The sequence below is a fragment of the Actinomadura montaniterrae genome (assembly GCF_008923365.1).
GTDB classification, from domain to species: Bacteria; Actinomycetota; Actinomycetes; order Streptosporangiales; family Streptosporangiaceae; genus Spirillospora; species Spirillospora montaniterrae.
This window is the reverse complement of the sequence record NZ_WBMR01000028.1, coordinates 18472-37159: the sequence shown is the minus strand read 5'-3', so window position 1 is coordinate 37159 and position 18688 is coordinate 18472. Positions and strand designations below refer to the sequence as shown.

20 protein-coding genes and 1 pseudogene are annotated in these 18688 nt (G+C 73.9%); 8 read left to right on the top strand and 13 right to left on the bottom strand.

Annotation, left to right across the window (positions count from 1 at the left end):
• Positions 1-111: 111 nt before the first annotated feature.
• From F9B16_RS54125 to F9B16_RS13085, 3 genes and pseudogenes are all read left to right on the top strand, one after another.
• Positions 112-249 (top strand): annotated as a pseudogene (locus F9B16_RS54125) (uroporphyrinogen decarboxylase family protein); the annotation flags it as partial.
• Positions 250-283: 34 nt separating this feature from the next.
• Complete coding sequence (gene hemF / locus F9B16_RS13090; protein WP_151540307.1) at positions 284-1213, top strand: oxygen-dependent coproporphyrinogen oxidase; 930 nt, start codon at positions 284-286, stop codon at positions 1211-1213.
• A gap of 180 nt (positions 1214-1393) precedes the next feature.
• Positions 1394-2197 carry a class I SAM-dependent methyltransferase gene (locus F9B16_RS13085; RefSeq protein WP_151540306.1) on the top strand — a complete coding sequence of 268 codons (804 nt, stop codon included), beginning with the start codon at positions 1394-1396 and terminating at the stop codon, positions 2195-2197.
• 18 nt (positions 2198-2215) lie between these two features.
• On the opposite strand, the gene F9B16_RS13080 is transcribed toward F9B16_RS13085, so the two are convergent.
• The gene (locus F9B16_RS13080) at positions 2216-2689 is read right to left on the bottom strand and encodes an RrF2 family transcriptional regulator (RefSeq protein WP_151540305.1); all 474 of its coding nucleotides are present in this window, start codon (positions 2687-2689) and stop codon (positions 2216-2218) included.
• 83 nt (positions 2690-2772) lie between these two features.
• On the opposite strand from F9B16_RS13080, the gene F9B16_RS13075 reads away from it, so the two are divergent.
• Positions 2773-3513, top strand: coding sequence for an SDR family oxidoreductase (locus F9B16_RS13075; RefSeq protein WP_151540304.1), 741 nt, complete (start codon positions 2773-2775; stop codon positions 3511-3513).
• A 67-nt stretch (positions 3514-3580) separates the two neighbouring features.
• Here F9B16_RS13075 and F9B16_RS13070 read toward each other — a convergent pair whose 3' ends face one another.
• Positions 3581-4519, bottom strand: coding sequence for an alpha/beta hydrolase family protein (locus tag F9B16_RS13070; protein WP_151540303.1), 939 nt, complete (start codon positions 4517-4519; stop codon positions 3581-3583).
• 113 nt (positions 4520-4632) lie between these two features.
• Between F9B16_RS13070 and F9B16_RS13065 the strand changes: the two genes are divergently transcribed.
• Positions 4633-5013, top strand: coding sequence for a MerR family transcriptional regulator (locus F9B16_RS13065; protein WP_151540335.1), 381 nt, complete (start codon positions 4633-4635; stop codon positions 5011-5013).
• 66 nt (positions 5014-5079) lie between these two features.
• Here the strand turns inward: F9B16_RS13065 and F9B16_RS13060 are convergent, their stop codons facing one another.
• The 8 genes from F9B16_RS13060 to F9B16_RS13025 are packed head-to-tail and all read right to left on the bottom strand — an operon-like array spanning position 5080 to position 13749.
• Positions 5080-6468 (bottom strand): aldehyde dehydrogenase family protein, encoded by a 1389-nt coding sequence (locus tag F9B16_RS13060; protein ID WP_151540302.1) that lies wholly within the window; start codon positions 6466-6468, stop codon positions 5080-5082.
• Positions 6469-6470: 2 nt separating this feature from the next.
• A complete protein-coding gene (locus tag F9B16_RS13055) occupies positions 6471-7244 on the bottom strand; it encodes an SDR family NAD(P)-dependent oxidoreductase (RefSeq protein ID WP_151540301.1) in 774 nt (257 codons plus the stop codon).
• Positions 7245-7296: 52 nt separating this feature from the next.
• Positions 7297-8553 carry an ABC transporter substrate-binding protein gene (locus F9B16_RS13050; RefSeq protein WP_151540300.1) on the bottom strand — a complete coding sequence of 419 codons (1257 nt, stop codon included), beginning with the start codon at positions 8551-8553 and terminating at the stop codon, positions 7297-7299.
• Positions 8550-9638, bottom strand: coding sequence for a branched-chain amino acid ABC transporter permease (locus tag F9B16_RS13045; RefSeq protein WP_225991593.1), 1089 nt, complete (start codon positions 9636-9638; stop codon positions 8550-8552). The genes F9B16_RS13050 and F9B16_RS13045 overlap by 4 nt, the downstream gene beginning before the upstream one ends.
• Positions 9631-10527, bottom strand: coding sequence for a branched-chain amino acid ABC transporter permease (locus tag F9B16_RS13040; protein ID WP_151540299.1), 897 nt, complete (start codon positions 10525-10527; stop codon positions 9631-9633). The genes F9B16_RS13045 and F9B16_RS13040 overlap by 8 nt, the downstream gene beginning before the upstream one ends.
• Complete coding sequence (locus tag F9B16_RS13035) at positions 10524-11369, bottom strand: ABC transporter ATP-binding protein (RefSeq protein WP_151540298.1); 846 nt, start codon at positions 11367-11369, stop codon at positions 10524-10526. Before F9B16_RS13035 ends, F9B16_RS13040 begins: the two co-directional genes overlap by 4 nt.
• Positions 11366-12109, bottom strand: coding sequence for an ABC transporter ATP-binding protein (locus tag F9B16_RS13030; protein WP_151540297.1), 744 nt, complete (start codon positions 12107-12109; stop codon positions 11366-11368). Before F9B16_RS13030 ends, F9B16_RS13035 begins: the two co-directional genes overlap by 4 nt.
• A complete protein-coding gene (locus F9B16_RS13025; RefSeq protein WP_225991592.1) occupies positions 12106-13749 on the bottom strand; it encodes a class I adenylate-forming enzyme family protein in 1644 nt (547 codons plus the stop codon). The genes F9B16_RS13030 and F9B16_RS13025 overlap by 4 nt, the downstream gene beginning before the upstream one ends.
• 21 nt (positions 13750-13770) lie before the next feature.
• On the opposite strand from F9B16_RS13025, the gene F9B16_RS13020 reads away from it, so the two are divergent.
• From F9B16_RS13020 to F9B16_RS13010, 3 genes are read left to right on the top strand one after another with little or no spacing between them, the layout of a single operon-like run.
• A complete protein-coding gene (locus tag F9B16_RS13020; RefSeq protein ID WP_192808761.1) occupies positions 13771-14196 on the top strand; it encodes a Zn-ribbon domain-containing OB-fold protein in 426 nt (141 codons plus the stop codon).
• Complete coding sequence (locus F9B16_RS13015) at positions 14193-15353, top strand: thiolase family protein (RefSeq protein ID WP_225991591.1); 1161 nt, start codon at positions 14193-14195, stop codon at positions 15351-15353. The genes F9B16_RS13020 and F9B16_RS13015 overlap by 4 nt, the downstream gene beginning before the upstream one ends.
• Entirely contained in the window at positions 15350-16369 is a 1020-nt protein-coding gene (locus tag F9B16_RS13010) for a TIGR03617 family F420-dependent LLM class oxidoreductase (protein ID WP_151540294.1), read from the top strand. The genes F9B16_RS13015 and F9B16_RS13010 overlap by 4 nt, the downstream gene beginning before the upstream one ends.
• Positions 16370-16426: 57 nt before the next feature.
• Here F9B16_RS13010 and F9B16_RS13005 read toward each other — a convergent pair whose 3' ends face one another.
• The 3 genes from F9B16_RS13005 to F9B16_RS12995 are packed head-to-tail and all read right to left on the bottom strand — an operon-like array spanning position 16427 to position 18661.
• A complete protein-coding gene (locus tag F9B16_RS13005; protein ID WP_192808760.1) occupies positions 16427-17041 on the bottom strand; it encodes a TetR/AcrR family transcriptional regulator in 615 nt (204 codons plus the stop codon).
• A gap of 56 nt (positions 17042-17097) precedes the next feature.
• Entirely contained in the window at positions 17098-17862 is a 765-nt protein-coding gene (locus tag F9B16_RS13000) for a crotonase/enoyl-CoA hydratase family protein (RefSeq protein ID WP_151540292.1), read from the bottom strand.
• 10 nt (positions 17863-17872) lie between these two features.
• Entirely contained in the window at positions 17873-18661 is a 789-nt protein-coding gene (locus tag F9B16_RS12995) for an SDR family NAD(P)-dependent oxidoreductase (protein ID WP_151540291.1), read from the bottom strand.
• Positions 18662-18688: the final 27 nt, after the last annotated feature.

The following is an 18688-nucleotide window of genomic DNA, read 5'->3' as shown; positions in this document are numbered from 1 at the left end:
TCGCCCGGCTCCCCGCCGAGGTCATCAGCGTCGACCGGCGGCAGCCGCTGGACGCCGCCCGCGCGGTCTTGCCGGACAAGGCGCTGCAAGGGAATCTGGACCAGACCGGTCATGCTGGCCGACGACGGCACGATGCTCGCCGCGGCACGCGAGGTGATCAGAGCCGGGGCGGGCGGCGCGCACGTCGTCGTCCTCGGCCACGGCGTCCTGCAGGGCACGCCGCCGGACGACGTGGCCCGTCTCGTCGACCTGGTTCACCAGACCCCCGCGAGGAGGCCGCGGCATGAGTCACGCCGAGTCCGTCACCGAGATGCTCCGGCGGCACCAGGACCGCCTGGTCGCCGCGTTCGAGGACCAGGACGGCGGGGCCCGCTTCCGGACGGCGCGGTGGACCCGCGACGGCCTCGGCGGCGGCCGCGCGCGGATCCTGGAGGGCGGCCGGGTCTTCGAGCGGGCCGGCGTGAACGTCTCGCTCGTCGCGGGCGACAGGGTCCCCTCGGCCGTCAGCCGGACCCGCCCGCAGCTGGCCGACCGGGGGTTCCGCGCGACCGGCATCTCGATGGTGCTGCATCCGCTGAACCCGTACGCGCCGTCCTTCCACGCCAATTTCCGCTACTTCGAGATCGACGGCGGCGAATGGTGGTTCGGCGGCGGAATGGACCTCACCCCGATGTACGGGTTCGACGAGGACGCCGTCCATTTCCACCGCACCGTCAAGGAGTGGTGCGGGCGGCACGAGATCGCGTGTTACGAGGAGTGGAAGGCGACGTGCGACGAGTACTTCTACATCAAGCACCGTAAGGAGATGCGCGGAATAGGCGGGGTCTTCTTCGACCGGATCGCCGCCGACGCTCCGCGGCCGCCCGCAGCGTACGGCGCGTTCGTGGAGGACGGGCTCGGCGCGGTCCTCGACGCCTACCAGCCGATCGTCGCGCGCCGCGCCCCGATGCCGTACGGCGACCGGGAGCGCGACTGGCAGCTGGCGCGGCGCGGCCGGTACGCGGAGTTCAACCTCGTCTACGACCGCGGCACGCTGTTCGGCCTGCAGACCAACGCCAACATCGAGGCCGTCCTGATGTCGATGCCGCCGCTGGCCCGCTGGGGCTTCGACATCACGCCGGAACCGGGCAGCCCGGAGAGCGACGTGGCGCGGTTCCTCCAGCCGCGCGACTGGGCGGCCCACAAGCCTTCGCCGCTGCTGCCCGCGCGCTGACGGCCCTGACCGCGACGGCCACCATCTCCCGGCGCTCCGCGTTCGGAAACGGCCGCGGCCAGCCATCGCGAGGAGCGTTCTTGCCGCTTCGGCTCACACTTGAAAGGGTTCTACCGACGGCACGCAGGGCCGGTTCCTGCGGCGTTCCGGCGATTCTCCGACCGCGGTCAAGGGGCAGTGGTGCGACATTCCTCCGGTGAACAGGCGCTCGACCCCGTCGGCTACGACGCCGAACTGCGGCGGCATCACGAGGTGCTGCGCCGGGCCTGGGGCGTCGGGCTTCACGACCACGTCCTCGACATCGGATGCGGCACCGGGCGGACGACCCGGGACGCCGCGCGCACGGCCCGCGCGGGCGGCGCGCTCGGGGTCGACGTCTCCGCGCCCGCCATCGAGCGCGCCCGCGAACTGGCCCGGGCGGACGGGCTCGGGAACGTCGCCTTCGAGCAGGGGGACGCGCAGCGCCACCGCTTTCCGGAGGAGCGTTTCGATCTGGTGACCAGCCGGTTCGGCACCATGTTCTTCGCCGACCCGGGCGCCGCCTTCGCCAACGTCAGGCGGGCGCTGCGCCCGGACGGGCGCCTGGTGATGATGGTCTGGCAGTCCGCCGAGCGCAACGAATGGGAAGTCGCCATCCGCGAAGCGCTCGCGGGATCCGACGCGCCGCCGCCCGCCGCCGAGGGCCCGGATCCGTTCTCGCTCGGCGACCCGCCGGCCGTCACGCGGATCCTGGACGACGCGGGGTTCGCCGACATCGCCTTCACCGACGTGCAGGAGCCGGTCTACTACGGTCCGGGCGTCGCCGCCGCCCTCGGCTGGGTCCGCGGCTTCACATCCACCAGGGTGGCACTGGAGCGGCTGGACTCCGCCGCCGCGGCGCGTGCGGTCGAGCGCCTGCGCGAAACGTTCCACGCCCATCTGTCCGGCGACGGCGTCCGGTTCGACTCCCGCGCCTGGATCGTCACCGCCCGCCGTCCCGGCTGACACCGCGCTGCGGCCGCCCTATGCCGTGCCGGCCATGCGCCGGCGGGTCCGTTCGGGAGCGGTCGCCGGCAGGGTGGCGAGGACGTCGGCGAGCGAGGTGGCGGCGAGGCTGCTCCGCCACGCCTCGTGCGCCTCGGCCATCTTCGCGGCGAGGACGCAGGTCTCCCGGCAGTCCTCGGGACGCAGCGCACCGCGGCCCTGCTGCCGGATCTCGCGGCACTCGTAGGGCGAGGCCCCGCCGTCGACCGCCTCGACGATCTGCAGCAGCGTGATCTCGGCGGCGGGACGGCCGAGCCGGAACCCGCCCCGGGGGCCCGTGGTCGCCGCGAGGACGCCGCTGCGCACCAGCGCCTGGAGCTGCTTGGCGAGGTAGGGCGCCGGCAGGTCGTAGTACTGCGCGAGCTGGGCCGCCGACGCGGTGGCGCCCGGGTCGAGCTGGGCCAGCGTCGTGGCGCAGTGCAGGAGCCATTCGGTGCTCACGGGCAGCTTCATGGCCCCGATCCTATCGGAGATATTGCGGATCCATTTAGTCCGAGATAGGGTCGTGACCGGTCCAGAGACGAGGAGAGATCATCATGCGGATCGCCGTTGCGGGTGCGACAGGGAACATCGGCGCGCTGACCGTCACCGCCCTCCAGAAGGCCGGGCACGACGTCGTGCGCATCAGCCGCTCGCTCGGCGTCGACCTCGTCACCGGCGAGGGGCTCGACGCGGCCCTGACCGGCGTCGACGCCGTCGTCGACGCCACGAACGCGACGGCCGCCGACCCGGCGGAGACGGTGGCCTTCTTCGGCGCCGTCACCCGGAACCTGCTCGCGGCCGAGGAGCGCGCCGGGGTCCGCCACCACGTTCTGCTGTCGATCGCCGGGGTCGACCGCGTCGAGGGCAACGCGCACTACGCCGGCAAGCGGGAGCAGGAGCGGCTGGTCACCGCCGGGACGGTGCCGTGGTCGATCGTCCCGGCCACCCAGTTCCACGACTTCGCCGCGATGCTCGCCGGCTGGACGGAGCAGGACGGCGTGGCCACGATCCCGCCGCTGCTCGTCCAGCCGGTCGCGCCCGCGGACGTCGCCGGCGTCCTCGCCGAGGTCGCCGCGGGCACGCCGCAGGGCCGCTGCCCCGACCTCGCCGGGCCGGAGCCGCAGGACCTGGTCGACATGGCCCGCCGCACCTACCAGGCACGCGGCCGCACGGTGAAGCTCGTGCCGACCTGGGCGGGGCTGTTCGGCCCCGAAATGGCGGGGAACGCGCTCCTGCCCGGCGAGGGCGCCCGCATCGCGCCGACCACGTTCGACGAATGGCTCGCGACGGCCTGAGCGATGGCCTGAGGCACGGCCTGAGCGATGGCCTGAGGCACGGCCTGAGCGACGCGGGCGCGGCTCCTCACTTGGACTCGACCCGTCCCAGCGGATCGTCGCTCTCCAGCAGCGCCTCGCACGCCGCCCGCCAGCCGGGGCCGTCGATGCCGAGCGCGTGGCGGAGGTAGGCCAGCGTGAGCCGCTGGACGAGGGCGAGCCGTTCCGGGTTCTCGTCCGTGGTCTCCCTGGCCTCGTAGCCGGGGATCCCGCCGAGCGAGTGCTCCGCCCCGAACACGGTGAGCAGGCTCTTGGGGCCCGGGCTCAGGTGGTAGGGGTCGGCCGTCCAGTCCGGCCCGCGGACGGTCAGCGGGAGGTCGTCCCGGTCCCCCATGACCACGAGGGCGGGCGTGGTCATGTACGCGAAGCTCGGGTTCATGAACGGATAGTGCTCGGCGGCGAACGGGGTGAGGTCGGCTCCGCCGCGCCCGGCCGTGGCGAGCAGGACGCCCGCCTTGACCCGGGAGTCGGAGAGGTCCTCCTCCTCGCCGGTCACGGGGTCGATGACGCGCAGGCCCAGCAGGTTGCCCGCCGTCTGGCCGCCGAACGAGTGCCCGGCCGCGGCGATGCGGCCGCGGTCGAGGCGCCCGCCGAGGCCGGGAAGGGCGGCCTCCAGGAGGTCGAGGTGGTCGAGGACGCGCTTCAGGTCCTCGACGCGGAAGCGCCAGATCCGAGGCGCCCGCGGGTCGTCCTCGGGAAGGCCGACCGTCCGCGAGTCGAGGTGGGTGGGCTGGATCACCGCGAAACCGCGGGCGGCCCAGTAGTCGGCGAGGGGGCCGTAGCCGTCCAGCGACGAGCCGAAGCCGTGCGAGAACACGATGATCGGCAGTCCGGTCCCGGTCGCCGGCGCGGAGACGCGCACGCGCAGGTCCTCGCCGCGGCCCGGCGCGGGGAGCACCACCGGCTTCACCGAGACGACGGGGGCGGGCGCCGCGGTGCCGGGGGCCGGCGTTTCCGTTGCAGTCATGGCTCTTCCTTCGTCAACCGCTTCAGCGGAGGGGTGCGAGTTCGCGGCTACGCTAAAAGCTGACGCTGACGTCAGAGGCAAGTAGCGTGGCCGGAGTCACACCGGGAGGCATGATGCGCATCGGCGAGCTCGCCGCCAGGACGGGCGTGAGCGTCCGCGCCCTGCGGTACTACGAGGAGCAGGACCTGCTCGCCGCGGAGCGCAGCCCGAGCGGGCAGCGGCACTACGCGGACGCCGCGGTCGACCGCGTCGGGCTGATCCAGCGGCTGTACGCCGCGGGCCTGTCGAGCCGGTCGATCCTGGAACTGCTGCCCTGCGTGGTGGACGGCGAGGCCACGCCGGAACTCCTCGACCGGCTCGCCGCGGAGCGCGACCGCATCGACCGGCGGATCAGCGACCTGTCCGGCACCCGGGACCGGCTCGACACCGTCATCTCCGCCGCCACCGCGAACCTGCGGACAGGCCAGCACTGCCAGACCCCCCGCCCGACCTGACCCCACCGGCGGACGAGCACGCCCGGCACCGGCCGGCACCGGACACTCTCGTCCGCCGTAGGGACCTCAGAAGGGCGGCGCCAGGGCCGCCACCACCGACTTCACGCGCGTGTACGTGCGGTGCGCCTCGTCGCCGTTCTCGCGGCCGAATCCGGAGTCGCCGTTCCCGCCGAACGGGACCTGGTCGCTGAGGACGCGGTAGGTGTTCAGCCAGACGACGCCCGCCCGCAGGTCGCGGGCGAGCCGGTGGGCGCGGGCGCCGTCCCGCGTCCACACGCCGGCGGCGAGGCCGTAGCGGGTGTCGTGCGCCTTGGCGAGCGCGTCGGCCTCGTCGGTGAACGGCGCCGCGGCCAGCACGGGCCCGAACACCTCCTCGCGCATGAGGTCCGAGTCCGCGCCGGCGCCGCCGAACAGGGTGGGCGGGGTGTAGTAGCCGCCCGCGAGGCGCGGATCGTCCGGGACGGGCGCCTCGGCCAGCAGGCGGGCGCCGTCGGCGCGGGCCCGGTCGATCGCGGCGAGGGTCTTGTCCCGCTGGACCGCGGTGATCTGCGGGCCGAGGTCGACGCCCGGCTCGCGCGGGTCGCCGACCTTGATGGCCGCGACGCGCTCCGCCAGCCGTTCCACGAAGGCACCGTAGACGTCCCGCTGGACGTAGAGGCGCGACCCGGCGACGCACATCTGCCCGGTGGTGGTGTAGAGGCCCGCGAGGACGCCCTCGACGGCCTGGTCCAGGTCGGCGTCCGCGAAGACGAGCTGGGGCGACTTGCCGCCCAGCTCCAGGACGACCGGGGTCAGCCGTTCGCCGGCGGCGGCCGCGATCCTGCGGCCGTTCAGGGTGCTGCCGGTGAAGCTGATCAGATCGGTGCCCGGATGCGCGACCAGCGCCTTCCCCAGGTCGGCGCCGCCGAGCGCGACCTGCACGACGCCCTCGGGGACGCCCGCGGCGTGCAGCGCGTCCAGGAGCCGGAGGGTGGTGAGGGGCGTCTCGGGGGCCGGTTTGAGGATGCAGGCGTTGCCGAAGGCGATGGCCTGCGCGGCCTTCTTCGCCGCCATCCGCAGCCCGACGTTCCACGGCGTGATGCCGAGGACGACGCCGTGCGGTTCGCGGACCGTGTAGGCGAGCAGGTCGCCGGAGACGGGGACGGTCGTGCCGGTGGCCTTGTCGGCCCAGCCGCCGTAGTACGCGAGGGCGGACGCGCTGCGCCGCACCTCGTTGCGCGTGATCGACGGCAGCTTGCCGGTGTTGTCGGTCTCCAGCTCGGTGAGCGCGTCGGCGTCGGCGGCGAACAGGCGGCCCGCCTCGGCGAGGACCCGGCCGCGCTCGGGCGCCGGGGTGCGCGCCCATTCCCGCTGCGCGGCGCGGGCCGTCGCGAACATCGCGTCGAGGTCGTCCGGCAGGGTCTCCGGCAGCTCGGCGAGGGGGTCTCCGGTGATGGGCGAGTGGACGGTGAGCATCGTCAGTCCCCCTCGTCGAGCCGGGTCGCGGTGCCGGCGAGGAGGCCGCCGTCGATGACCAGCTCGCTGCCGGTCATGTACGACGACTCGTCGGAGGCGAGGTAGACGACGCCGGGCGAGATGTCGGCGGGCGTGGCGATCCGGCCCATCGGGTAGTCCCGGACGCGCTTGGCGAGCCCGCCGGTGGCACGGGCGCGCGCGAGGAAGTCGGTGTCGACCATCGGCAGGATCAGGCAGTTGACCCGGATGCCGTCCTTGACCAGCGCCATCGCCGCGTTGCGGGTCAGCGCGCGCACGGCGCCCTTCGCCGCCGCGTACGCGACGCCGTGCGCGGGCGGCCGGACGCCGAACGTCGACGCGACGTTGATGATCGAGCCGCCGCCGGAGCGGCGCATCGCGGGGATCGCCGCGCGCATCCCGAGCCACTGGCCCTTCTGGTTGACGGCGACGACGTGGTCCCAGTTGTCCTCGGTCTCCTCGGCCACGTCGCCGGGCGTCATCATCCCGGCGTTGTTGACCAGGACGTCGAGCCGCCCGTGGCGCTCCTCGGTGAGCCGGACGGCGGCGTCCCAGTCGGCGGCGAGCCGGACGTCGAGGTGCGCGTAGTGCACTGGCAGGCCCTCGCCGCGCAGCCGCTCCGCGGTCGCCTCGCCCGCGTCGTCGAGGATGTCGCCGATGACGACGCTCGCCCCCTCGCGGGCCAGCATCTCGGCGTGCGCGGCGCCCTGCCCGCGCGCTCCGCCGCTGATGAGCGCCACCTTGCCGGTCAGGCGCATGCGTCCCCCTTCGATCTTCTGCGAGGCGCCCGGCGCGCCGCGATGCCCCGCGTCACTTGGCGTAGTCCGGGGTGTAGCCGGCGATGTCCTTGCTCTCGTGGCGGGTCTCGCTGATGGCCTTCACGCCGCCGGGGACGCTCGCGTCCGGGCGCAGCAGCAGCGACTCGGTCGCGGGCGCGTGGCCCTTGACGGAGTAGTCGAGCGGCGGGAGCAGGCCCTCGGTGTCGACGTTCTTCAACTGGCCGACCGCCTTCAGCACCCCTTCGCGCGTCAGGTCCTTGTCGGCGCAGGCCTGCTGGAGCACCTTGGCGTACACGACCGCGGACGACTGCCCGAGCGTGACGTTCCCGTCGAGCTTCGTGTTCGGGTACTTCTTCTGGTAGGCGGCGACGAAGTTCTCGACGACCGGCAGCTTCATCGACGGGACGGCCCACGACTGCGCGACGGTGACCCGGTCGAGGACGGGCTTGCGGGACGCGCCCTCCAGCAGGTCGCCGCTCCATCCCGCGCCGTTGACGACGATCGGGACGCGCAGCCCGGCGGACTCGCTCGCGACCGCGACGGAGCCGAGCTGCTTCGGCGACGCGCTGACCAGGATCGCCTTCGCGCCGGCGTTCTTGATCCCGGCGATCTGCGAGGTCAGGTCGGTGTCGGTCGGCTTGATCTTGACCTCCGTCAGCTTCAGCCCGTGCTTGCGCGCCATGTAGCGGCTGCCGCTGATGGCCGTCCCGCCGTAGTCGCCCTCCAGGTAGACGTGCGCGATGGTGTCGCCCTGCTTGACCGTCCCCTCCTGCAGCCACGCGTCCAGCGCGTTGATGATCTCGTAATCGTAGGTGGAGCCGGCGCCGAGGATGTTCTCGCTCTTCAGCAGCGGCCCGGCGCCGCTCGCCGGGTAGACGAGGACCTTGTCGCCGGCGTACTTGTCGATGAGCGCGGCGTTGACGCCGGAGCCGAAGACCTGGCTGAAGCCGAGGACCTTGCGGGCGAGGTCGGAGTACAGGGTCGTGGCCTTCTGCACGTCGTAGCCGTGGTCGACGACGTCCAGCCGCACCTTGCGGCCGCACACGCCGCCCTTCTCGTTCAGCTGGGAGAAGTACAGCTGGTGCGCGTTGGTGATCTTGGTGTCGTTGGCGGCGAACGGCCCGGTCAGGTCGGCCATCTCGCCGAGCGTGATGGTGCCGGCCGTGACGCCGGGGCCGGTCCTGACGCCGTCGGAGCCGACGGAGTCCTCCTTGACGGCCTTGGAGCTGCAGCCGGCGGCGAGCAGGGCCAGCGCGGCCAGGCCGGCGAGGGTGCGCGTGCGGTTCATGGTCGTCCTCCGCGGGGGTGGGGTGAGGTGGATGGGCTCGTCCGGACGGCGGGGGGCGCGGGGAGCAGGGCGCGGACGCGGCGGGCCACGGCGGCCAGCCCGTCCGGCTCGAAGATCATCAGCACGATGACCAGGGCGCCGTAGAGGTAGCGGGCGAACGAGGACGGGTCGACGCCGCCCGATCCCGGCTCGGCCAGCAGCGGCAGCGCGTCCACGTAGCGGCCGAGCAGCAGCGGCAGCCCGGTGACGATCGCGGCGCCGACGGCCGAGCCGCCGACCACGCCCATCCCGCCGAGGACCACCATCGCGAGGTAGTCGATGGACATCGTGAGGCCGAACGAGTCGGGGACGACCCGTCCGACGATCAGCGCGTACAGCACGCCGGCGACGCCCGCGTACACCGACGACAGCACGAACGCGGAGGTCTTGGCGCGCCGCACCGCGACGCCCATGGCGGCGGCGGGGACCTCCCCGTCCCGGACGGCCTGCAGGCCGCGCCCGGGACGTCCGGCGACGACGCCGCGGGCGAACCACCAGGCGAGCACGGCGAGCGCGACGCCGAGGTACCAGAGCAGCTCGTACTGCCCGAGCGGGACGTTGAGCACCGTGATGCCGGAGTCGTCGCCGAACTTCAGGCCGAACAGCGACAGCGGCGGGGTGGGGCGCCCGTCGTAGCCGCCGGTGAGGCCGGTCGCGCTGTAGAGGACGTGCTGGCCGATGTAGACCAGCGCGAGCGTCGCGACGCCGAGGTACAGGCCCCGCAGCCGCGACGAGATCGGGCTGAACGCCAGCCCGGCGAGCCCGGCGAGCGCGGGCGCGAGGAGCGCCGCGAGCCAGGTCGGCAGGCCGAGCCCGGCCCGGTCGTCGGTCCCGGCCAGCGCGACGTACCCGTACGCGCCGACCGCGAGGAAGAACGCGTGCCCGAGCGAGAGCTGCCCGGCGACGCCGCTGAGCAGGTTCAGGCCGATCGCGCCGATCGTGGCGGCGCAGACGAACAGCCCCATCTGCAGCAGCGAGGTGTCGGCGTAGAACGGGACGACCGCGAGGACGACGGCCGCGGCGGCGGCCAGGACGCGCCTAGACACGGGCGGCCGCCTTCGTCCCGAACAGCCCGGACGGCTTGACCAGCAGGACGAGCAGCATCACCACCCACGGCATGACGGAGCCGAAGCCCTGCCCGAGGAAGGAGAGCTGCTCCTGGTAGCCGGACGCGAGGCTCTCCGCCAGGCCCATGATCACGCCGCCGGCCAGCGCGCCGGTCATCGAGTCGAGCCCGCCGACGACCGCGGCGGGGAACGCCTTGAGCGCGGTCTGCCCGGTCGCGGCGTCCATGCCGGGCGACGGGGAGGCGGTCAGGAACACGCTGGCGACGGCGGCGAGCGCGCCGGCGATCGCCCACGCGCTGAGCGTCACCCGGTTGTGCCGGACGCCGGACAGCATGGCGGCCTCGGTGTCCTCGGCGGTGGCGCGCATCGCCACGCCCCAGCCGGTCCGCTGGAACGCGAGCCCGAACAGGCCGATCAGGACGAGGGCGGTGAGCATCGCGGCGACGCGGGTCTGCGCGATGGTGACCGGCCCGACGTTCACGACCGCGTTGCCCCACGGGTCGCCGAGGTGCAGCATGTCGGAGCCGATCCGGCGGGTGAGGTCGGTGAGCAGGACGACGTCCAGCCCGATGGTGACGATCGCGGCGACGTCGTGGCGGGCGCCGCGCTGGCGCAGCGGCCGGATCAGCAGCCGGTCGACGAGCATCGCGAACGCGGCGGTCGCGGCGACGCCCGCGAGCACGGCGAGCCAGAACCCGGTGTGCGGGGACAGCCGGGCGATGACGTAGCCGCCGCCGAGCAGCGTCGACCCCTGCGCGAAGTTGATCACGTCGGTGCTGCGGAACACCACGACGAACCCGACGGAGATCAGCGCGTACAGCATGCCGAGCGACACGCCGTTGACCAGCAGCTCGATCAGCTTGGTCACTTGTCCTCCTGGTGGTGGTCGTGGTCGCGGCCCTCGCCGCCGGCCGTGTCGCCGGGCTCGCCGCCCGGGTCGTCGCCGAGCGCGCCGCCGAGGTAGGCGCGCAGCACCTCGGGGTGGCGGCGCACCTCGGCGGGGGTGCCGTCGGCGACGAGCCGGCCGAAGTCGAGGACGGTCACCCGGTCGGAGACGTCCATGACGAGGGACATGTCGTGCTCGATGAGCAGGACGGACACGCCGGTGCGGTCGCGGACGTCCCGGATGACCCCGGCGGTGCGGGCGGTCTCCTCGTCGTTCATGCCGGCGACGGGCTCGTCCAGCAGCAGCACCGACGGCTCCATCGCCAGCGCCCGCGCCAGTTCGAGGCGTTTCTTGTCGCCGTAGGACAGTCCCCCGGCGGGGCGGTCGAGCAGCGGCGCCATCCCGACCAGCTCGGCGATCTCGGCGGCCTTCGCGCGCCCCTCGCGGGCCTCGCGGCGGGCGGCCGGCAGCCGCAGCCCGGACGCGATCACCCCGGCCCGGGTCAGCACGTGCCGGCCGAGCAGGATGTTCTCCAGCACGGTCTGCCGTCCCGACAGGGCGATGTTCTGGAACGCGCGGCCGATGCCGAGCCGCGCGATGCGGTGCGGCGGGAGGCCGGTCAGCCGGTTCCCGCCGAGCGTCACGCCGCCGCGGTCGGGGGTGTAGACGCCGCAGATGACGTTGAAGGTGCTGGTCTTGCCGGCGCCGTTCGGGCCGATGACGGCGTGCACGGTGCTGGGCTCGACGCGGAACGACACCCCGTCCAGGGCGGTGACCCCGGCGAAGCTCAGCGCGACGTCCTCGACGGCCAGGGCCCCGGTCACGGCTTCACCCCCATGTAGAGCTCGCGGACGCGGGCCGCGTCGATCTCCTCGCCGACCCGGCCGGACAGCGAGACCCGGCCGACGTCCAGGACGTAGGCGGTGGCGGCGAGGCTGAGCGCCATCGCCGAGTTCTGCTCGACCAGCAGCACCCCGGTGCCCTGCCGGTTGATCTCGTGCACGGCCTCGGCGATCCCGGCGATGATCTTCGGTGCGAGGCCGAGGGACGGCTCGTCCAGCAGGAGCAGCCGCGGCCGCGCCATGAGCGCGCGGCCGATCGCGAGCATCTGCTGCTCGCCGCCCGAGAGCATCCCGGCGCGCGTGCCGAGCTTCCTGGTGAGCGCGGGGAAGAGGGCGAGCACCCGCTCCCGCTCCCGCGCGCGCTCGCCGCGGTTCTTCAGCGCGCTGCCGCCGACCCGCAGGTTCTCCTCGACGGTCAGGCGGCCGAACACGTGCCGCCCCTCGGGCACCTGCACGACCCCGCGGCGGACGATGTCGGCCGCGTCGCGGCCGGTCACGGGCTTGCCGTCCCAGCTGATCGATCCCTGCCGGACAGCGCCGCGGTGCAGCCGCAGCGTGGCCGAGATCGCGCGCAGGACGGTGCTCTTGCCGGCGCCGTTGTTGCCGAGCAGCGCGACGACGGATCCGGCGGGCACCCGCAGCGACACGCCCTTCAGCACGCGTCCGGCGCCGCCGTACTCGACGTGCAGGTCCTCGACGACGAGGGCGGGCCCGCCGGTCATGAGGCCCGCTCCTCGCGCAGCCGCTTCTTGAGGATCTTGCCCATCGCGTTGCGGGGCAGGTCGTCGACGAACTCGACGGAGCGGGGCCGCTTGTAGCCGGCGACCCTGCCCTCGGTGAACGCGACGAGGCCGTCCTCGGTGACGTCGGCGCCCGCGACGCGCTCCACCACCGCGTGGACGCGTTCGCCCAGGTCGGCGTCCGGGACCCCGATCACCGCGACGTCGGCGACGGCCGGGTGGGCGCGCAGGGCCTCCTCGATCTCGGCGGGGTAGATGTTCACCCCGCCCGCGATGATCATGTCGGTGCGGCGGCCGGTGACGTACAGGTATCCGTCGGCGTCGAGGTGGCCGAGGTCGCCGGTGCGGAAGAAGCCGTCGGCGTCCAGGACGTCGGGGCCGAGCGGCCCCCGGCCCAGGTACTCGGGGATCATCCGCGGGGTCCGGACGAGGATCTCGCCGGTCTCCCCCTCCGGCAGCGGCGCGCCGCCGTCGCCGACGATCTTCACCTTGACGTGCCGGAACGGGCGGCCCGCCGCGCCCGGCTTGCGGCGGTGCTCCTCCGGCCGCATCCCGGCGATCATGCTGGCCTCGGTGCAGCCGTAGCCCTCGTAGAGCAGGCCCTCGCCGAAGTACTCGAAGACCCGCTCCTTCAGCACGTACGGGACGGGCGCGGCGCCGACGCTGACCTTGCGCAGGCTCGACACGTCGTACTTCGCGCGGACCTCGGCCGGCAGCGCGAAGATGCGCTGCAGCATGGTCGGGACGGCGTGCCAGTGCGTGACCCGGTGCTCCTCGATCAGCCGCAGCGTCTCCTCGGCGTCGAAGCGGCGCTGCAGGACGGCGACACCGCCGTTGCTCAGGCACGCGTTGGCGTGGTTCGGTCCGGCCGCGTGGTGCATCGGCATGTTCAGCAGCGCACGGCGGTCGTCGCCGGAGGAGAAGTCGTCGAACCGGGTGGAGTCGATGTAGCAGCTGAGGATGTCGGGGTCGGCCGTCGGGGTCTGGCGGAACGCGCCCTTCGGGCGGCCCGTCGTGCCGGACGTGTAGACGATCAGCTGCGCCTGGTTCCGCGCGACGCGCGGCTCCGCGGCGGCGTGCTCGCCGATCAGGTCGTCGAGGCCGAGGCGGCCGTCGGACGGGTCGACGTGCGCGACGAGCCCGGCGCCCGCGGCTCGCAGCGCGTCCTCCACCGGGCCCGGTTCGCGGACGTCCAGGAAGGCCGCTTCGGTGCGGCTGTCCCCGGCGATGTAGGCCAGCTCCGCCGGAGTGAGGCGCAGGTTCATCGCCACCTGGATCGCGCCGAGCTTGGCGAGCGCCGCGTTGACGACGAACCACTCGATCCGCGGCCGGACGGCCACGCCGATCCGGGAGCCGGCGCCGAAGCCGCGGGCGGCGAGCGCCGCCGCGAGCCGGTCGGCGCGCTCGTTCCAGGCCGACCACGTCAGGCTCCGCGCGCCCTCGACGAGGGCGACGGCGTCCGGCCGGGTGCGGGCGAAATGCTCGGGTCCGGCTGTCGCTTGTGCGTTCAGCTCCGCCTCCTCAGATGGTGCACACGGCGCTGACCTGCGCAGATCGGGCCCAGTGCTGTGTCGTCGATCACAATGGCGAGGACGATAACAAACTTCTTGGACATTCAGCAAGGATTCCTCCATGCTGGGCCCATGGCTGAACCCCACCCCGCGGCCCGCCGGGCCGTCATCGCCGACCGGCGCCCCTCCGGCCCGCCCGACCTGCGCGGCATCCGCTGCACGGCCTGCGGGCGGGCCGCCTTCCCCGCCCAGGACCTCGGCTGCGAGCGGTGCGGCGCCGACGGCGCCGCGCTGCGTCCGGCCGCCCTCGCCGGCGCCGGGACCGTCAGCGCCGCCGCCATCGTCCACCGCCACGACGGCCCGGGCATCGGCGCCCCGTTCACGGCGCTCGCGATCGTCCTGGACGACGGGCCCTTCGTGCACGCGCTGCTGGACGGGGACGGGAGCCCGGCGCCGGGCACGCGAGTCGAGGCCGTCGCGGCCGGGACGGACGATGACGGCGGCGTCGTCGAGGTGCGGTTCGCCCTCGCCGAACGCGCCGCGGGAGGCGCCGAGTGAAGCTGCGCGAGATGCGTCCCGTGTACGTGATCGGCATCGGCCTGCACCGTTACCGGCCGCTCAGCGACACCCCCTACGTCCGGCTCGGGCTCACCGCCGTGCGGGCCGCCCTCGACGACGCCGGCATCGCCTGGCGCGACGTGCAGGGCGCCTACACCGGGGTGACGCGGCTCGGCATGGCGGTGTCGCGGCCTATGCTCCGCCACCTCGGAGCCACCGGCATCCCCATGACGCAGGTGGAGAACGCCTCGGCGTCGGGATCGTCGGCCTTCCGGCTGGCCTGCATGGAGGTGGCCGCCGGGGTGTCGGACGTCGTCCTCGCGATGGGCGTGGACAAGCCCGCGCCCGTGCAGCGCGCCGAGTCGCTGGCCGGGCTGCCGAGCCTCGCGGGCGGGCACATCGTCCCGTTCACCAAGTACGCGCTGCTCGCCGACGAGTACATGGCCAGGTACGGCGCCTCCCCCGCCGACATCGCCGCCGTCGCGGTGAAGAACCACCGCAACGGCGCGCGGAACCCCTTCGCGCACCGGCGGAAGGAGCGCACGCCGGAGGAGGTGCTCGGTGACCGGCCGATCGCCGGCCACCTCACCCGGCTGCAGTGCTGCCCGGTCGGCGAGGGCGCCGCCGCGGTCATCGTCGCGTCCGGCGAGGCCGTCGACCGGCTCGGCGCCGACCGCGCCCGGTGCGTCCGGGTGACCGCGTCGGCGCAGCGCAGCGAGGAGCTGTACGGGCCGAAGAGCTTCGACGCCGAGCTGACCCGCGAGACGACCGCCGCCGCGCTCGCCGACGCCGGCGTCGCCCCGTCCGGCGTCGACGTCGTCGAGCTGCACGACGCGTTCTCGATCGAGGAGCTCCAGTACGTCGAGGCCATGGGCCTGTGCGGTGAGGGCGAGGCCGCCGGACGGCTCCGGGCCGGCGAGTTCGACATCGGCGGCCGGTGCGCGGTGAGCCCGTCCGGCGGGCTGCTCGCCATGGGCCACCCGGTCGGCCCGACCGGAGTCGGGCAGATCGCCGAGGTCACCCGGCAGCTGCGCGGCGAGGCCGGCGACCGGCAGCAGCCGGGCGCCCGCACCGGCATCGCGCACATGGTCGGCGTCGGCGCAGTGTGCATCGTCCACGTGCTCGAAGCCGCCGTGCGGGACGGCGCGGCCCGGTGAAGGTCGACGCGCGCCTGCCGCAGGGCCTCGCGCTCGACGACGTGGCCCGCACCGCGCGCCGCTGCGAGGACGCCGGGTACGACGGGCTGTGGGCGCGCGAGTCCGCCCACGACCCGTTCGTCCCGCTCGGCGTCGCGGCCGAGCACACCACGGCGCTGCGGCTCGGCACGTCCATCGCCGTCGCGTTCGCGCGCAACCCGATGAACCTCGCCCATCTGGGGCACGACCTGGCCTTCTACAGCCGGGGCCGGTTCGCGCTCGGCCTCGGCAGCCAGGTCCGGGCGCACGTCGAACGCCGCTACTCGATGCCCTGGAGCGCGCCCGCGCGGCGGATGGCGGAGCTGATCGCGGCCGTCCGCGAGATCTGGCGGTGCTGGGAGACGGGCGAGCGGCTGGCGTTCGAGGGCGACTTCTACCGGCACACGCTGATGACCCCGGCGTTCACACCGGCACCCCACCCGTACGGGGCGCCGCCGATCCTGCTCGCCGCCGTCGGCGAGCGGATGACCGAGGTCGCCGGCGCGGCGGCGGACGGGCTGCTCGTCCACGGCTTCACCACCCCGCGCTACCTGCGCGAGGTCACGCTCCCGACGCTCGGGCGCGGGCTCGCCGCGGCGGGCCGCGACCGCGAACGCGTCGAGGTGAGCGCCCCGGTGCTGCTCGCCACGGGCGCGACCGAGGAGGCCATGGCGGCGTCGGTGCGGGCCGTCCGCAAGCAGGTCGCGTTCTACGGCAGCACCCCGGCGTACCGTCCGGTCCTGGAGCTGCACGGATGGGCCGATCTGGCCGACGAGCTGCACGGGCTGTCGCGGGCGAGGGAGTGGGACGCGATGGCCGGGCTCGTCGGCGACGACGTCCTGCGCACGTTCGCGGTCGTCGCCGAGCCGGACCGGGTGGCCGGCGAGGTCCGGCGGCGCATGGCCGGCCTGGCCGACCGGATCAGCTTCTACACCGTCGCCGAGACCGATCCCGGGATCCTGGCACGGGCCGCGCGGGAGCTGGCCGGCGGCCGTTAGCGGCCCTCGCCCCTGGGTGACGGGCTCTTGCCCGGGGGCGAAGCGCGGGAGGGCGCGCTACGGGCGCAGGCCGTTCACGACCGACGAGACCGCGGCCTTACGCGCCGCGTCCAGGTCGAAGCCGTCCGGGTCGACGAGGAACTGCAGAGTGACGCCACGGAGGATCCCGCCCAGGTAGACGGCCGTCCCCTTCGGATCGGCGTCGCCGCGGATCGTCCCGTCCTCGATGCCGCGGACGATCCACTCCTCGAACTCGCCGCGCATCTCCGCCAGCCGCGTCGCCATGGCCTGGCGCAGCTCGGCGAGGTCGCCGACCGACTCCAGCGCCAGGACCAGCACCACCTTCGCCGGCACCGGATCGCGCCCGAGCCGGGACAGGTACGAGTCGAGCATCAGCTCGATCGCCTCCAGGCCCGGCAGGTCCCGCTCCTTCCGCTGCAGCACCTGGCTGATGTAGGAGTCGCGGATCGTCGTCAGGACCGCCTCCATCAGCCCCTGCTTGGAGCCGAAGTGGTAGCCGACGAGGCCGCGGCTGACCCCGGCCTCCTCCTGGATCCGCGCGACGGTGGTGCTGCGGTACCCCTCGTCGGCGATGATCCGCATCGTGGCGTCGACGAGGGCGCGCTTCGAGGCGTCGCTGCGTTCTCCCTGTGTGAGCTGCCGGCCCGCCACGGGTCCCCCTGCACGAATTCCCATTGGTGACCCGGTCACATTACCGGGGCGCCGCGTCACTTCCGCCAGGACGGCGCGCGTCCCTCGCCGAAGGCTTTGAGCCCCTCGTCGCGGTCGGGCGACTCCAGCGCGGGCTGCGCGACGGCCATCTGCGCGTCGAACGCCTCGTCCTCGCCGCCCCACTCGAACGCGCGCCGGACGATCTCCTTCGTGGCGCGCACCGCGAGCGGCCCGCCGAGCATGATCCGTCCGGCCAGCTCGAGCGCGGCGTCCACCGCGTGCCCGGGCTCGGCGAGCCGTCCGACGACGCCCCACCGCTCCAGGTCATCGGCGCCGTACCGGTCGCCGGTGAGCGCCATCATCATCGCCGCGTGGTACGGCATCCGGCGCGGCAGCCGGATCAGGCCGCCGCCCACCGCGACGAGGCTGTGCCGGACCTCGGGCAGCCCGAAGACGGCGTCGCGGGCCGCCACGATCAGGTCGCAGCTGAGGGCCAGCTCGAACCCGCCGGCGAGCGCGTAGCCCTCGACGGCCGCGATCACCGGCTTGCCGACCGACCGCCGCGTGAACGCGCCGACCTGCGCCTGCCTGCTCCGGTAGCTCGGCTCGCCGCGGCGCGCCGCCTTCAGGTCGCGGCCGGAGCAGAAGTTGCCGCCCGCCCCGGTGAGGACCGCGACGGACGCCGCGTCGTCGGCGTCGAACCGCTCGAACGCCTCCTGCATCGCCTCCCGCAGCTCCAGGTCGATCGCGTTGTACACCCGCGGGCGGTTCAACGTGATGATCTCGACGGCGCCGCGGCGCTCGGTCTGCACGACACTCATCTGGTCCTCCTCAGAGCGCGAACGAGTAGCCGCCGTTGACCGGGACGGTCTGCCCGGTGATCCACGACGCGGCGTCGGAGGCCAGGAACAGCACGAGGTTCGCCGCGTCCTCGGGCTCCCCGGCGCGCCGGATCACGTACTTGGCCATGATCTTCTTGAAGCGCTCCCGGTCGGCGAACCGGTCCTCGGTGCGCGGCGTCCGGGTCGCGGCGAGCGAGATGCAGTTGGCGGTGATCCCGAAGCGGCCGGTGCTCGCGGCCACGGACCGCATGAACCCGGCCGCGCCGCCCTTGGCCGCCGAGTACGCCTCGCGGCCCGGCTCCCCGACCCTCCCGGCGTCGGAGATGACGGTGACGATCCGGCCGTAGCCCTTCTCGATCATGCCGGGGAGGACGGCGTGCACGTTGTTGAGCACGCCGAACAGGTTCGTGCCGAGGTATCCGTGCCATTCGGTCGGCGTCTGCTTCCAGAACGGCCGGGTCATCTCCTCGGTGGGCTGCGGCCCGGCGTTCCCGGCGTTGTTCACGAGGATCCCGATCGGCCCGAACTCCGCGGCGGCCGCGGCCACCGCCGCCTTCACCGCGTCCAGGTCGCCGACGTCGCCCGCCACGGGCAGTGCCTTCACGCCGAGCGCGCGCACCTCGGCCGCGACCCTCTCGGCCCTCTCGGCCCGGAAGTCGTTGACCACGACCGCGCCGGCGCCGTGCTCGGCGAAGTGCAGGGCCACCCGGCGGCCGACGCCCTGCCCCGCGCCGGTGACCAGCGCCGTCCGCCCCTTGAGGTCAAGGATGTCCGCCATCGCTACCGCCTCTCACGCAACTTGTTT